We start from the raw sequence: 14,083 nt of genomic DNA, 5'->3' as shown, positions 1-14,083 counted from the left end.
CCGATAACGACAAGAACAACGAGGAGCACAGAACATGTCCCAAAGTCTCGCTACCGTGGCCTACCTGGGCGCGGCCATTTTGTTCATCCTGAGCCTGGGTGGGCTCTCCAACCCCGAAACCTCGCGCCGGGGCAACCTGTTCGGCATGGTCGGCATGGCGCTGGCCGTGCTGGCCACGGTGTTCGGCCCGCGCGTCAGCCCCGCAGGGGTGGCCTGGATCGTCGGCGCGCTGGTCATTGGCGGCGGCATCGGCCTGTATGCGGCCAAGGTCGTCAAGATGACGCAGATGCCGGAGCTGGTCGCGCTCATGCACAGTCTGGTGGGTCTTGCGGCCTGCCTGGTGGGGTTTGCCAGCTATGTGGATACCTCGATCCAGCTGCAAGGCGCGGAGAAGATCATCCACGAGGTGGAGATCTATGTCGGCATCCTGATCGGCGCCATCACGTTCAGCGGATCACTGATCGCCTTTGGCAAGCTCAACGGCAAGATCGGTGGCAAGCCGCTGTTGCTGCCCGGCCGCCACTGGATGAACCTGGCTGCGCTGCTGATCGTGATCTGGTTTGGCCGCGAGTTTTTGCGCGCCGAGACCATTGAACAAGGCATGGTGCCGCTGATGGTGATGACGGCGATCGCGCTGCTGTTCGGCATTCACATGGTGATGGCCATTGGTGGCGCCGACATGCCGGTGGTGGTGTCCATGCTCAACAGCTACTCGGGCTGGGCAGCGGCGGCCACGGGCTTCATGCTGTCCAACGACCTGCTCATCGTCACGGGCGCGCTCGTGGGCTCCTCGGGCGCCATCCTGTCCTACATCATGTGCAACGCGATGAACCGCAACTTCATCAGCGTGATCGCGGGCGGCTTTGGCTCGGGCGCTGGAACTCCCGCCAAAAAAGGCGAGGCCACCGAGCCACAGGGCGAGGCCGTACCCGTCAGCTCCGCCGAGACGGCCGAGCTGCTGCGCGACGCCAAGAGTGTGATCATCGTGCCCGGTTACGGCATGGCTGTGGCCCAGGCCCAGCACACGGTGTACGAGATCACCAAGACCCTGCGCGAGAAGGGCGTGGAGGTGCGCTTTGCCATCCACCCCGTGGCAGGCCGCATGCCCGGCCACATGAACGTGCTGCTGGCCGAGGCCAAGGTGCCCTACGACATCGTGATGGAGATGGACGAGATCAACGAGGACTTCCCGAATGCCGACGTGGCCATGGTCATCGGCGCCAACGACATCGTGAACCCGAGCGCGCTGGACGATCCGTCCAGCCCCATCGCCGGCATGCCGGTGCTCGAAGTGTGGAAGGCCAAGACCTCGATCGTGATGAAGCGCTCCATGGCGTCGGGCTATGCGGGGGTGGACAACCCTCTGTTCTACAAGGACAACAATCGCATGCTGTTTGGCGACGCCAAGAAAATGCTCGACGAAGTTCTTTCCGCGCTCAAGGGGTGACGGGCATAATTCCACCGCAAAAAAAGCACGACCGTGCTGTTAGGCGCAGCACGGATTTCACGACCTCAATAAAACTTATTAGGAGACAACAATGACCCATCGCCCCTGGCTGACTGCCTATCCGCAAGGCGTCCCCGCAGACATCGACACCACGCAATACCCGTCGCTCGTGGCCCTCATGGACGAGGCGTTCACCAAGTACGCGGGCCGCGTGGCCTACAGCTTCATGGGCAAGGAAGTGACCTATGCCCAGACCGACTCCCTGAGCAGTGCGTTTGCGGCCTACCTGCAGGGCCTGGGCCTGGTCAAGGGCGACCGTGTGGCCATCATGATGCCCAACGTGCCGCAGTATCCCGTCACGGTGGCCGCCATCCTGCGCGCAGGTTTTGTGGTGGTCAATGTGAACCCGCTGTACACGCCGCGCGAACTGGAGCATCAGCTCAAGGACTCGGGCGCCAAGGCCATCGTCATCATCGAAAACTTCGCCACCACGCTGCAAAGCTGCATTGCGAACACGCCCGTCAAGCACGTGGTGCTGTGCGCCATGGGCGACCAGTTGGGCCTGCTCAAGGGCGCGCTCGTCAACTATGTGGTGCGCAACGTCAAGAAGATGGTGCCCGCTTACAACCTGCCGGGTGCCGTGCGTTTCAATGACGCGGTGGCCCAGGGCACGCGCGGCACGCTCAAGAAGCCCGACATCAAGCCCGACGACATCGCGCTGCTGCAATACACCGGCGGCACCACGGGTGTGAGCAAGGGCGCCGTGCTGCTGCACCGCAACGTGATCGCCAACGTGCTGCAGTCCGAGGCGTGGAATGACCCCGTGATGAAGAAGGTGCCCGCAGGCGAACAGCAGACCAGCATCTGCGCGCTGCCGCTGTACCACATCTTTGCGTTCACCGTGAACATGATGCTGAGCATGCGCACGGGCGGCAAGACCATCCTGATCCCCAACCCGCGCGACCTGCCTGCCGTGCTCAAGGAACTGTCCAAGCACACCTTCCACAGCTTCCCGGCCGTGAACACGCTGTTCAACGGCCTGGCCAACCACCCCGATTTCAATACCGTCAACTGGAAGAACCTCAAGGTCTCGGTAGGCGGGGGCATGGCCGTGCAGGGCGCTGTGGCCAAACTGTGGCTGGAGAAGACCGGCTGCCCCATCTGCGAAGGCTACGGCCTGTCGGAGACCAGCCCCTCGGTCAGCTGCAACCCCGTGACCGCCAAGGAGTTCACGGGCACCATTGGCGTGCCGCTCCCCGGCACCCTGATGAAGCTGATCGACGACGACGGCAAGGAAGTCACCACCCTCGGCCAGCCCGGCGAGATCGCTATCAAGGGCCCGCAGGTGATGGCCGGGTACTGGCAGCGCCCCGATGAAACCGCCAAGGTCATGACCGACGACGGCTTCTTCAAGTCCGGCGACATCGGTGTCATGGACGAGCGCGGCTTCTTCAAGATCGTGGACCGCAAGAAGGACATGGTGCTGGTCAGTGGCTTCAACGTCTACCCCAACGAGGTGGAAGAAGTCGTGGCCAACTGCCCCGGCGTGCTCGAATGCGCCGTGGTGGGCGTGCCCGACGAGAAGACCGGCGAAGCCGTCAAGCTCGTGATCGTCAAAAAAGACCCCGCGCTCACCGAAGCGCAGGTCAAGGAGTTCTGCCGCGCTGAACTCACGGGCTACAAGCAGCCCAAGGTCATCGAGTTCCGCACCGAGCTGCCCAAGACCCCCGTGGGCAAGATCCTGCGCCGCGAACTTCGGGACAAGAAGTGACCCGTGGGGCCACGTGCCCCGCTTGACAATCCAGGCGGCCTCGGCCGCCTTTGTTTTTCAGGGAGAACCCATGACCACCGCCATCCTCAGCGCCTTGCCCGAAGAGCAAAGCTCGCTGGTTGATCACCTCTTGCACCCTCAGCGGGTGATGCACGCAGGCCGGGCTTTCTGGCTGGGTGATCTGCAGGGCCGCCCGGTGGTGTTGGCGCTGTCGGGTATCGGCAAGGTGGCGGCGGCCACCACGGCCACGGCGCTCATCGAGCGTTTCGGTGTGGCGCGCATCGTCTTCACCGGGGTTGCGGGCGGTGTGGGCGATGGCGTGAATGTGGGCGATGTGGTGGTAGCGCAGGACTACCTCCAACACGACATGGACGCCTCTCCCCTGTTCCCCCGCTGGGAAGTGCCGGGCTACGCACGCAGCCGCCTGGTCTGTGATGCGGCATTGTCTGCTACGCTTTTGGAAGCTGCTCACGCTTGTGTATCAAGCGCTAGAGGCCAATTTGGCTTGGAGTATGTGCCGCAGAGTACATCGGAAGATGCCCTGCACCGCGCGCACCACGGCCTGGTTGCCAGCGGGGACCGCTTTGTTTCTGCCGCCGATGAAGCCCACCGTCTGCGCACCACGTTGCACGACGCTGGCCACAACGTGCTGGCCGTAGAAATGGAAGGCGCCGCCGTCGCCCAGGTGTGTCACGACTACGGCATCCCCTTCGCCGCGGTGCGCACCATCTCCGACCGCGCCGACGACACCGCGCACGTGGACTTCCCCCTCTTCGTGCAGACCGTAGCCAGCCGCTATGCCGAGCACATGGTGCTTGCCCTCATGCAGAAACTATGAAATTGATAGCTACTAGCGCTTGATGGATAAGCGCTAGAGGTCAATTTGACTCATATTTTGCGTTGAGATAAACGACGAACCGATCACCAGCTTCGCTTCGGTTTCGACAGGTTCAGCCCGAACGGGCAGGGCGTGGATTCAAAGAATCAGCAAGAGCTTCAGGGGCGACAAAGTTCGCCCCCGCGCCGTGAAACCGGCGCACCCCAAATACCAGCGCCACCGCGGAACCGGCTTTGCCGGGCCGCTGGAGGAGTCCCCCTCAGGGGGAAGGCGCGCAGCGCCACAGGGGGAAGCCTATTTAAGCCAGCCGCGCTTGCGGAAATACCACATGGGCCCGAGCGCACTGGCCACCATCAGTGCAAGCGCATACGGGTAGCCCAGCGACCAGTCCAGCTCGGGCATGAACTTGAAGTTCATGCCGTACACGCTGGCGATCAGCGTGGGCGGCAGCAGCGCCACGCTGGCCACCGAGAAGATCTTGATGATCTTGTTCTGGTTGATGTTGATGAAACCGACCGTGGCGTCCATCAAGAAGTTGATCTTGTCGAACAGGAACGCCGTGTGGTTGTCCAGCGATTCGATGTCGCGCAGGATCTGGCGGGCTTCCTCGAACTGCTCGGAGTTGAGCATCTTGCTGCGCATCATGAAGCTCACCGCGCGGCGGGTGTCCATCACGTTGCGGCGGATGCGGCCGTTCAAGTCTTCCTGGCGGGCAATGGCGCCCAGCACCTCGCCAGCAAGGGCGTCGGTCACGTCGCCGGCCAGCACTTGCTTGCTGACTTTCTCCAGCTCGTCGTAGATGTTTTCGAGCGTGTCGGCCGAATACTCGGCGTCGGCATCGAACAGCTTGAGCAGAACTTCCTTGGCGTCCTCGATGAGGCCCGGCGCGCGGCGTGCGCGCATGCGCAGCAGGCGGAACACCGGCACGTCTTCGTCGTGGATGGAAAACAGCACGCCCCGGCTCTTGAGGTTGGCGTTGTGCTGGTTCAGGATGAAGGCCACGCGCACCGAGCGGGGGTCTTCGTCGTCGTCAATCAAGAAGTCGCTGCGGATGTGCAGCTCGCCGTTGTCTTCTTCGTAGAAGCGGGCGGATTCCTCGATGTCCTCGTCCATCGCATCCTCGGGGATGGACAGGCCGTAGTGCTGCTTGATCCAGCGTTTTTCTTCGAGCGTGGGGGCTTCCAGGTCCACCCAGATCGGCTGGAACTTGGTCAGCTCTTCCAGCGATTCAATTTCTTCCTGGAACAGCCGGCCATTGGCGAGCGTGAAGATGTTGAGCATGGGCTCACTCCCTTGTTGTATGGCATCTGCGGTGTGGGGGATCGGGTGCTTTCAACCCCACAGCGGCAGGCCGGGGAGCTGAAAGCTACCAACTCGGGTAGGTTTCCAAGGAGCTTTCTCCGTAAAAAAATGGACAGGCGGCGGATTATGGCACTGCGGCTGCAGTGGAGTCGTTGCAAATGCCCGCGCCCTCAGCGGTCAGCCGGGCGAAGCCTGGCGCACGATGGCCAGCGCCCGGCACAGGTCGGCCCAGGCGGCGGCCTTGACGTCTTGCGAGCGCAAGAGAAACGCGGGGTCGTAGGTCACCACGGCCGGGCATTCCGCCAGCTGGTGCGGGCCCGCGCGCAGGCGGCCCAGCGGCTCGGTGCGCCCCAGCGCCGCCCGCGCCGCCACATGGCCCAGCACCAGGACCAGGGCGGGTTGTAACTCAGCCACGGCGTCGGCCAGCGCGGCGGGGATGTTGCTGTCGCCACCGGTCTCTGCGCCGGCTGCAGTGCGCTCCAGCGCAGCAAGGAACAGACGGGGGTGCTTGTGCAGCTGCATGGCGCGCAGCATGTTGTCCAGCAGCCGGCCTGCGTCGCCACCCAGCGGCTCGCCCGGCGTCAGGCTCTCGGTCACGATCAACCAGCCTCCACCCAGCCCGGCCGGGGTCTGCGATGGGTCGGCGCTGGGGTAAAGCACCTGGGGCGCATGCAGCCGCAAGCTGGGGATGGCCGGTGCTGCGCCTGCGTTCTCTACCGCAGGTGCCGGTGCGGGTGCTCGCGGGGCCGCTGGCTGGGGCGCTCGCGCAGCAGGAGGGCTGGCCACGGCGGGTGCCGGGGCGGTGGGGGGCGCCATGCGGGCGGCAGGGGCGGGCGCCGCTACGGCGACGGCGGGGGCCCCGGCTGTGGTGCGGGCTACGGGTGCCTCCGGCTGCACCCACACGGTGACGCCCATTTCTTGCAGCATGGCGCGCTGCCGCGCATCGAGGTGAAGGCTCATGGAAAAAAGGGCCGGTTGAAGGTGTTGCTCACAGTGCCAGGCTCATGACCACGGCATCTTCGCGCTGGCCCAGGTCCGCGGGGTAGTAGCGCTTGCGTTCGCCCACGCGTCGGAACCCGTGTGTCTGGTAGATGTGCTGGGCGCGCAGGTTGCTCACGCGCACCTCTAGCCACAGCCACTGGGCGCCGCGCCCGCGTGACCACAGGGCCAGCGCGTCCAGCAGCACCCGCGCCCAGCCCTGGCGCTGGAACTCGGGGGTGACGGTGATGTTGAGCAGGTGCACCTCGTCCACCCCCATCATGGCCACGAAGTAGCCGAGCAGGTGTTCGTCCGCCATCAGCACCTGTGCCTGGTAGCCCGATGCCATGGCATCGGTGAAGTTGCCGCGTGTCCAGGGGTGCGAATAGGCACGTTGTTCCACCGCCAGCACGGCATCCAGCCGCGCGAGCGTGAGGGCTTCAAAGCGCGCCTCGGGCGCGCCGGCAGACGGGGTGGGCAGGGCGCTCATGGGGTCTGGCAGAAAGGATTCACAGAGGAGCGGGCACCGCCTGGGCGGCGCGCAGCGCAGCCCGCTCGGCGGTGGTTTGTGCCACTTTATCGCGGATGTAGCGCGGCAGCGCATCGCTGGCCGGCACACCTTCGCCCGCTGCCAGCAAGGCCGGTGCCAGGCGCAGCAGCGCCGTGGCTGTGGGCAGCGCGGCCACGTGGGCGGCCATGGGCGCCAGCCGCTCGCCATAGGGCGTGCGCGCATTGCCCGCCACCGTCCACCCTGCGGGGGCAAGCACGGATTCCGGTGCGCCGAGGCCAAAGTCGGCCTCGGTGTGCCAGCGGCCCTCGGCAGCGACCCATTCGCAGCGCGCGTGGTAGACCTCGTCCATGCGCGCGTCCAGCACCGCCACCACCTGCGTGCAGCCGTGCGCGTGGCGCGCTTCCTCGGCCACGGCCAGCAGGGTGTCCACGGGCAGCACCGGCACACCCTGGCCCCCGCGCGCGCCAAACGCCAGCCCCTGGGCCACGGCGCAGGCGGTGCGCAGGCCGGTGAAGGAGCCTGGGCCCCGGCCAAACACAATGGCCTCCAGCGTGTCGAACGACAGGCCGGCCTGCGCCATCAGGTTGCGCACCGTCGGGATCAGGGTGGCCGACGCTTGTGCGCCCCCGGGGCCCGTGTGCTGCCACACGGCATCCCCGTGCTGGACGGCAATGGATAGGGTGTCGGTGCTGGTGTCGAAAGCGAGCAGATTCATGGGGCCAGTGGGGTTGCGCGGCAAAGGAGGTCAGGGGACGGTAGGGCCAGGCACGGGCGTGGGCGGGGTGACCGCAGGCGCCTGGCTCCTGCGCAGCACGCCCAGCAGGATACCGGCAGTCACCAGCAGCAGGCCGGCGACGAGGTTCCAGTACATCGGCTCGTCCAGAAAAATCACCGCGCCGATGGCCGAGAGGCCGGGCACCAGGGCCGTGATCATGGTGGAGCGCACAGGGCCATAGTGCTGGATCATGCGGGTGAAGCCAATGCCCGAGATCACCACCGACCCGCCACCTTGGAACGCCATGTGAAAGACGATCTCGCTCCACGGCGCAATGGCCAGGTGGCTGGTGACGGTTCCCAGCGCAATCAGCAGGGCATAGCTGGGAACATAGACCAGGCAGGCAAACGCGGTGATGGCGATGGTGGCCTGCACGGCGTCCACGGCGTGGCGCCGGGCCAGCACGCTGTAGGTGGCCCAGCAGGAGGCGGCCAGCATGAACAGCACGTCGCCCTTCCACACATCACCGCCCGAAAACGCTGCCAGCAGGCTGCGCCCGCCCACCAGCAGGTCGCCTGCCACGATCAGCGCTAGGCCCGCCGCGCGCAGCGGGGTGATGTGGTCGCGCAGCAGCACGGCCGCCAGCAGTGCCGTCCACAGCGGCAGGCTGCCCGGCATGAGCACTGCTGCATGGGTGGCGGGCGCGTGGAAGAACCCCGCATAGGCCAGCATGGCGTAGAGCAGACCGCCAAAGCTGCCCAGCAGCACCGTGGTGCGCAGCGGCAGGGGCGAGATACCTGCCAGGCTGGAGGGCGGGGCCGCAGAGCCCAGTGCTGTGGTGCGCTGCCGCACCATCCACCAGCCCCAGGGCAGCAGGACCAGGCTGGCGCCCACGATGCGCAGCAGCGCAATGTCGAACGGGGTGAGTGTGCGCTGGGCCGAGGCGCGGGCAATGACGATGAAACCCGTCCAGATGGTGACCGTCACGACTGCCGCCAGCAGGCCGATGGCACGAGGAGAAAAACGCATCGGGGGATTATCGGTGGGTGGGGGCGGCGGCGCTTGCAGCGGGTCTGGACGCAGGCGCGACCCAGGTGGGCTTCCTGCCGGGCGATAGACTCGCTCCATGCTTTTGCTTCCTGTTTTTTGGCGCCGCGCTGCGCTGCGTGGGGCCCTGGGTGTTGTTGTGGCCTGGTTGGCTCTGGTGGGGGCTGTTGACACGGCCCAGGCCCAGGCGGCGGCGCCCGCCACCCCGCTGCCGCCCGAGGTCGAAGCCGCCCTGGCCCGCGCCAGGTTGCCGCGCGAGGCCCTGTCGGTGATGGTGCTGGATGCCCAGGGCGGCAAGACTTCGCCTGTGCGCCTGGCGCACCGTGCGCAGTTGCCGGTGAACCCGGCATCGGTGATGAAGCTGGTGACCACTTACGCCGCGCTGGAGCAACTGGGCCCCGCCTATGTGTGGAACACCCCGGTCTATCTGCAGGGCACGGTGCAGGACGGCAGCCTGCGGGGCAACGTCTACATCCAGGGCCAGGGAGACCCCAAGCTGGTCATGGAGCGCCTGTGGCTGCTGATGCGCCGCCTGCAGGGCCAGGGCATCCAGGTCATCGTGGGCGACATCGTGCTCGACCGCACCGCCTTTGAGGTGCCCGACCACGATCCAGCGCGATTTGATGGCGAGCCCCTGCGCCCCTACAACGCCGCGCCCGACGCGCTGCTGCTCAACTACAAATCGTCGGTGATGACCTTTGTGCCGGATGCCGCCGCAGGCCTGGCGCGCATCCAGTACGACCCGCCATTGGCGGGTGTGCAGCGCCAGGCCACCGTGGCGCTGGCCGCGCCGGGCACCGAGTGTGGCGACTGGCGTGGTGCCTTGCGGGCGGAGCTGGCCGACCCTGCCAAGGTGAGCTTTCAGGGCGTGTACCCCGCGTCCTGCGGGGAGCGGGTGTGGCCCGTGGCCGCCGCCGACCCGCGCGGCTTTGCGGCGAAGGCCGTGGAGGGCATGTGGCGCGAACTGGGCGGCAAGCTCACGGGCAGCGTGCGCGAAGGCAAGGTGCCTGCGGGCCTCAAACCCGCGTTTGTGGTCACGTCGCCAGCCTTGGCCGAGGTCGTGCGCGACGTGAACAAGTACAGCAACAACGTCATGGCGCAGCATGTCTTTCTGACCCTTGCGCTGCAAAAGAACGGCGTGGCCACCTTCGACGGCGCCCGCGAGGCACTGCGCCAGTGGTGGGTATCGCGCATGGGGGACGCAGAGCTGCCGCTGGCAGACAACGGCGCGGGGCTCAGCCGCGATGCGCGCATCACCGCCCAGGCACTGGCGCGCATGCTGCAGGTGGCCTGGGTATCGCCCGTGATGCCGGAGCTGGTGGCGTCGCTGCCCATCTCTGGGGTGGACGGCACGCTGCGCCGCAGCCAGAGCCGTGCGGGCACGGCCCACCTCAAGACGGGCAGCCTGCGCGATGTGATGGCCGTGGCCGGTTACGTGCACGCGGCCAGCGGGCGGCGGTATGTGCTGGTGGCCGTGGTCAACCATGCCAATGCCGGCGCTGCGCGGCCCGTGCTCGACAGCCTGATCGACTGGACCGCGCGCGACCAGTGAATAATGCGCACTCGCGCAGCCATCCGCCGCGCAGTCACCCGCCTCCCTTCATGTCCACCACCGAGCTGATCGGCTACGTTGCCGCCTTCCTGACCACCTGCAGCTTCGTTCCGCAGGCCCTGCACACCTTCCGCACCCGCGATGTCCGGGGCATCTCTCTGGGCATGTACAGCGTGTTCACGGCGGGGGTGGCGCTGTGGCTGGTGTATGGCGTCGTCCTGGCTGCGTGGCCCATCGTGGTGGCCAACGCCATCACGCTCGCACTGGCGGGGACGATCCTGGGGATGAAGCTGGTCTACGGGGCGCGTGGCCATCGTTGAGCGGCCACTGCTGGCGGGCTGCTGTCACCTAGGCGTCTGCCCGCTGGTTCGGTCCGCGTTATCCCCTATGGATGGTGCAGTGCAGGTGCGCGCACGATGCGTCGTTGTTTCTTGACCTGAGGTATCCATCCATGAAGTATTTCCGCCTTACCTGTGTTGCCGCTGCTGCGGTGCTGCTTGTCGCCTGCGGTGGCTCTGACGATCCAGACCGTGGCTCGCTGATCGACCCCCCTGCCGTGATGACCACGCTGACGGCCGCGCAGATCGACGCAGGCACCTCCAGCAGCGGCCTGCAGGCCATCACGGGCAAGGCGAAGTGTGATGTCAAGGTGGTGGCGCTCAACTACGCCACCGTCGGCGCCAAGGCCGGAGAGAACACCAACGCCTCGGGCGTGATGCTGGTGCCCGCTGGCAGCTGCAGCACGGCCGCACCGCTGATTGCCTACGCCAAGGGCACCGATGTGCAAAAGCCCCGCACCCTGGCCAACCCGCAGGACAGCGAAACCTTCCTGCTCGCCGCCATGTACGCCGCCCAGGGCTATGCCGTGGTGGCCACCGACTACCTGGGCTTTGCCAAGTCGGGCTACAGCTACCACCCCTACCTGCATGCCGATTCGGAAGCCACCACGGTCATCGACTCGGTGCGTGCCGCGCGCAATGCAGCGGGCACCGTGGGGGCCAATCTGTCGGGCAAGGTCATGTTCACGGGCTACTCGCAGGGCGGGCACTCGTCGATGGCCGCACACCGCGCTGCGGAACGCGACTACGGCAGCGAATTCAATGTGGTCGCAGGTGCCCACCTGGCGGGCCCGTACAACCTGTCGGGCTCGCTGCGCATTCCGGATGCGATTGCCGGGGTGCAGTTCTTCGTGCCGTATCTGGTGACGGCCTGGCAGAAGGTCTATGGCGACGTTTACACGGACGTCAAGCAGGTCTTCAAGGCACCGTACTCGGGCTACATCGAAAATCTGCTGCCCAACCCCACGATGACCTACACCACGCTGCTCACCTCGGGCACCCTCCCCGCAGGCACGCCCAACCAGGCGCGCGACGCGCTGTTCCAGTCCGCCTTCATCACGGGCTCGCAGACCAGCACCACCCACCCGCTGTACCTGGCGGCCAAGAAGAACGACCTGCTGGGCTGGAGCCCCAAGGCCCGCGTGCTGCTGTGCGGCGGCGCGGGTGACCCCACAGTGCCGCCAGCCATTCACCAGCGCGTGATGAAGGCCGACTTCGACAGCCGGGGCCTGACCAACGTGACCTCGGTCGACGTCGATGCCGCCATCCAGGCCACCTTTGGCCCGGGTGGCCAGGCCCCCACCGACCCCGCATCGGCCGCGTTTGCCACCTACTACGGCGCCTACCATGGCACCTACGAACCCCCGTTCTGCCACGCCCAGGCGCGCGCTGTGTTCGACATGGTCAAGTAAGGCAGCTGGCTTGCCACAGCAAGCCGCACAGCAAAAAGCCGACCCAAGGGTCGGCTTTTTTTGTGGGCCGCTGCCCCTGCACAGCAGCAGGCTCAGCGGCGGCTGGGGGCGAGTCAGCAGCCCCTTACCAGCGTGCGCGCAGGCGGTCGTAAGCGTAGGTGCCGAACTGGCGTTGCGCCGAGGGCGTGAGGTACACCGGGTCGGCAAACACGTAGGAGGTCTGGCTGGCGCCTGGCAGCAGCGTGGAGGCGGTGCACAGGGCAGAGTTGACCTGTCCTGCGCCGATGCCGATGCCGTTGGTGGCATCCACCGAGGTGCACACGGCCGTGGTGGCGTTGTTGAAACCGTAGTTGGCGGGCACGCCGGTGTACAGGTTCACGTAGTAAGCCAGGTCCACATACAGCGCGTTGGCACCCAGGTCCACGATGCCCACGAGCAGGCCGTCGTTGAAGCGGCTGCTGGCGTCGGCCAACAGGGCTTCACGGCCAATGGTCTTGGCCCAGGGGGTCTTGCTCAGGTCGTAGGTTCCCGTCACGACCACATATTTGGCGCCTGCGGCGACCAGGCGTCGCACCTGCGCGGCCATGTCTTCACCCGCCTGGCGGGCTGCGGCCACCATGGCGGCCTCGGTCTGGGTGCCGGCCTGCACGGCGGCCATGCCGGCAATCACGTCGCTGATGCCGCCGCTCAGAAACACCACGTCACTGGCGCCAAAGCTGCCACTGGCCAAAAAGGTGTCGATCTGCTCGGTGATGGTGGGGGTGCTGGCGTTGCCTGCCGCGTCGGGCTTGATCTTCACGCGGGCATTGCCTACGGCATAGCTCTTGCCACCCGCAGAGGCGGCCGCAAGGGGCTTGCCGTAGTTGGCAGCCACCTGCAGGGTCCAGTTGTTCACGCTGCCGTCGTTAACGGTATAGCGCGTTCCTTTTTGCCCCACATCGCTGTTGGCATCGCCAAACGCGATGAAGCGCTCGGGCGCGATGGCCGATTCGGTGGTGCTGGAACCGCAGGCCGCGAGCAACGCGGCCGACGCACATGCGGCGACCAGTACGGTGCGGCGCATCCAATTTGCTGCCATGTATTTCTCCAGAAAAGTGGGGGGTAGTTTAGCGGTGCAACGTCAACGCATGTAAAGCCGCCTGGCGCGGCCGGAATCACGCTGCAGACGCACGCTGCAGTCGGTCGCGCACGCCTTCCCACTCGGGGGTGGTGGGTGGGGTCTCGATCCAGATCAGTTTCACGCCATCGTCGTCAAAGCCGCGCAGCACCGCGAACAGTTGCTGGGCCGTGGCGGTGGCGTCGTCGGGCATGCGGCGCATGACGAGCTTGGACGATTGGGTGCGCAGCGCAGCACGGGCATACACCGCGATGTGGGCGGCGTCGGCGCCCAGCAGGTCCAGGCCGGTCTGCAGCGCCTTGGCGTCCATCAGCCGCACCTTGGCGGCGGGCGCGTAGTGCGCTTCGAGCGTGCCCGAGGCGCGCGGCGTGAGCGCGGGCATGTCGTCCTTGGACAGCGGGGCAATGCCGCAGGCCGCCCGGATCTGCTCGCGCGTGATGGCGCCGGGGCGCAGCAGCACGGGCACGCCCCGCGTGCAGTCCACGATGGTGCTTTCGATGCCCACTTCGCACGGGCCGCCGTCGAGCACCAGCAGCTCGGCGCCCAGCTCGTCCTGCACGTGCCGGGCGGTGGTGGGGCTCACGCGGCCAAAGCGGTTGGCGCTGGGGGCGGCCACGCCCCACACGGGCGGGCCGCCCTGGGCGTCGCTGTCGCCGGGTGCGGCGCAGGCCAGCAGCAGGGCATGGGCCACGGGGTGGGCGGGGCAGCGCAGTCCCACGCTGTCCTGCCCGCCCGTGGCGGCGCTGGCCACGCCGGGCAGGCGCGGCAGGATGAGCGTGAGCGGGCCGGGCCAGAAGGCATCGACCAGCTTCTGCGCAAAGCCCGGCACTTCGCTGGCGAAGTGCGCAATGCCCTCGGCATTGGCCACATGCACGATCAGGGGGTGGTCGCTGGGGCGCCCCTTGGCCGCAAAGATCTGCGCCACGGCGGCATCGCTGCTGGCGTCGGCCGCCAGGCCGTACACCGTCTCAGTGGGCAGGCCGAGCAGCGCGCCGCTGCGCACGGCCCGCGCTGCGGCGGCGATGGATGCGGGCTGGGTGCCGTCAAGAATCATG

General features: G+C 66.7%; 13 protein-coding genes. 6 read left to right on the top strand and 7 right to left on the bottom strand.

Features of this window, described 5'->3' with window-relative positions; translation table 11 throughout:
• Positions 1-34 precede the first annotated feature (34 nt).
• The 3 genes from pntB to C8C94_RS16635 all read left to right on the top strand — a co-directional run bounded on the left by pntB (position 35) and on the right by C8C94_RS16635 (position 4,056).
• Positions 35-1,447, top strand: coding sequence for a Re/Si-specific NAD(P)(+) transhydrogenase subunit beta (pntB, locus tag C8C94_RS16645; protein WP_055398453.1), 1,413 nt, complete (start codon positions 35-37; stop codon positions 1,445-1,447).
• A gap of 91 nt (positions 1,448-1,538) precedes the next feature.
• On the top strand, positions 1,539-3,218 hold the full coding sequence (locus C8C94_RS16640; protein ID WP_121421489.1) for a long-chain-fatty-acid--CoA ligase: 1,680 nt from the start codon (positions 1,539-1,541) through the stop codon (positions 3,216-3,218).
• A 70-nt stretch (positions 3,219-3,288) separates the two neighbouring features.
• Entirely contained in the window at positions 3,289-4,056 is a 768-nt protein-coding gene (locus C8C94_RS16635; protein WP_121421488.1) for a 5'-methylthioadenosine/adenosylhomocysteine nucleosidase, read from the top strand.
• A 294-nt stretch (positions 4,057-4,350) separates the two neighbouring features.
• Here C8C94_RS16635 and corA read toward each other — a convergent pair whose 3' ends face one another.
• The 5 genes from corA to C8C94_RS16610 form a co-directional block, all read right to left on the bottom strand.
• Positions 4,351-5,337 (bottom strand): magnesium/cobalt transporter CorA, encoded by a 987-nt coding sequence (corA, locus tag C8C94_RS16630; RefSeq protein WP_055398450.1) that lies wholly within the window; start codon positions 5,335-5,337, stop codon positions 4,351-4,353.
• 198 nt (positions 5,338-5,535) lie between these two features.
• A complete protein-coding gene (locus tag C8C94_RS16625) occupies positions 5,536-6,318 on the bottom strand; it encodes a uracil-DNA glycosylase family protein (RefSeq protein WP_199731280.1) in 783 nt (260 codons plus the stop codon).
• Positions 6,319-6,346: 28 nt separating this feature from the next.
• A complete protein-coding gene (gene rimI / locus C8C94_RS16620) occupies positions 6,347-6,826 on the bottom strand; it encodes a ribosomal protein S18-alanine N-acetyltransferase (RefSeq protein WP_121421487.1) in 480 nt (159 codons plus the stop codon).
• Positions 6,827-6,845: 19 nt separating this feature from the next.
• Positions 6,846-7,562 (bottom strand): tRNA (adenosine(37)-N6)-threonylcarbamoyltransferase complex dimerization subunit type 1 TsaB, encoded by a 717-nt coding sequence (tsaB, locus tag C8C94_RS16615; RefSeq protein ID WP_121421486.1) that lies wholly within the window; start codon positions 7,560-7,562, stop codon positions 6,846-6,848.
• Between the two features lie 30 nt (positions 7,563-7,592).
• A complete protein-coding gene (locus tag C8C94_RS16610) occupies positions 7,593-8,591 on the bottom strand; it encodes a DMT family transporter (protein ID WP_121421485.1) in 999 nt (332 codons plus the stop codon).
• Positions 8,592-8,688: 97 nt separating this feature from the next.
• Here C8C94_RS16610 and dacB point away from each other — a divergent pair, with 97 nt between their 5' ends.
• From dacB to C8C94_RS16595, 3 genes are all read left to right on the top strand, one after another.
• Complete coding sequence (dacB, locus tag C8C94_RS16605) at positions 8,689-10,161, top strand: D-alanyl-D-alanine carboxypeptidase/D-alanyl-D-alanine-endopeptidase (RefSeq protein WP_121421484.1); 1,473 nt, start codon at positions 8,689-8,691, stop codon at positions 10,159-10,161.
• A 50-nt stretch (positions 10,162-10,211) separates the two neighbouring features.
• A complete protein-coding gene (locus C8C94_RS16600) occupies positions 10,212-10,481 on the top strand; it encodes a SemiSWEET transporter (protein WP_055395455.1) in 270 nt (89 codons plus the stop codon).
• Positions 10,482-10,612: 131 nt separating this feature from the next.
• The gene (locus C8C94_RS16595) at positions 10,613-11,911 is read left to right on the top strand and encodes a lipase family protein (protein ID WP_121421483.1); all 1,299 of its coding nucleotides are present in this window, start codon (positions 10,613-10,615) and stop codon (positions 11,909-11,911) included.
• A gap of 124 nt (positions 11,912-12,035) precedes the next feature.
• Here C8C94_RS16595 and C8C94_RS16590 read toward each other — a convergent pair whose 3' ends face one another.
• Together C8C94_RS16590 and C8C94_RS16585 are read right to left on the bottom strand one after the other, a co-directional pair.
• The gene (locus tag C8C94_RS16590) at positions 12,036-12,989 is read right to left on the bottom strand and encodes an SGNH/GDSL hydrolase family protein (protein ID WP_055395451.1); all 954 of its coding nucleotides are present in this window, start codon (positions 12,987-12,989) and stop codon (positions 12,036-12,038) included.
• Between the two features lie 76 nt (positions 12,990-13,065).
• Positions 13,066-14,082 (bottom strand): L-threonylcarbamoyladenylate synthase, encoded by a 1,017-nt coding sequence (locus tag C8C94_RS16585; protein WP_121421482.1) that lies wholly within the window; start codon positions 14,080-14,082, stop codon positions 13,066-13,068.
• Between the last annotated feature and the right edge of the window lies 1 nt (position 14,083).

It is taken from the genome of Acidovorax sp. 94 (assembly GCF_003634645.1).
In the GTDB taxonomy this organism is placed as follows: Bacteria; Pseudomonadota; Gammaproteobacteria; order Burkholderiales; family Burkholderiaceae_C; genus Acidovorax; species Acidovorax facilis.
This window is presented reverse-complemented; position numbering and strand designations above follow the sequence as displayed.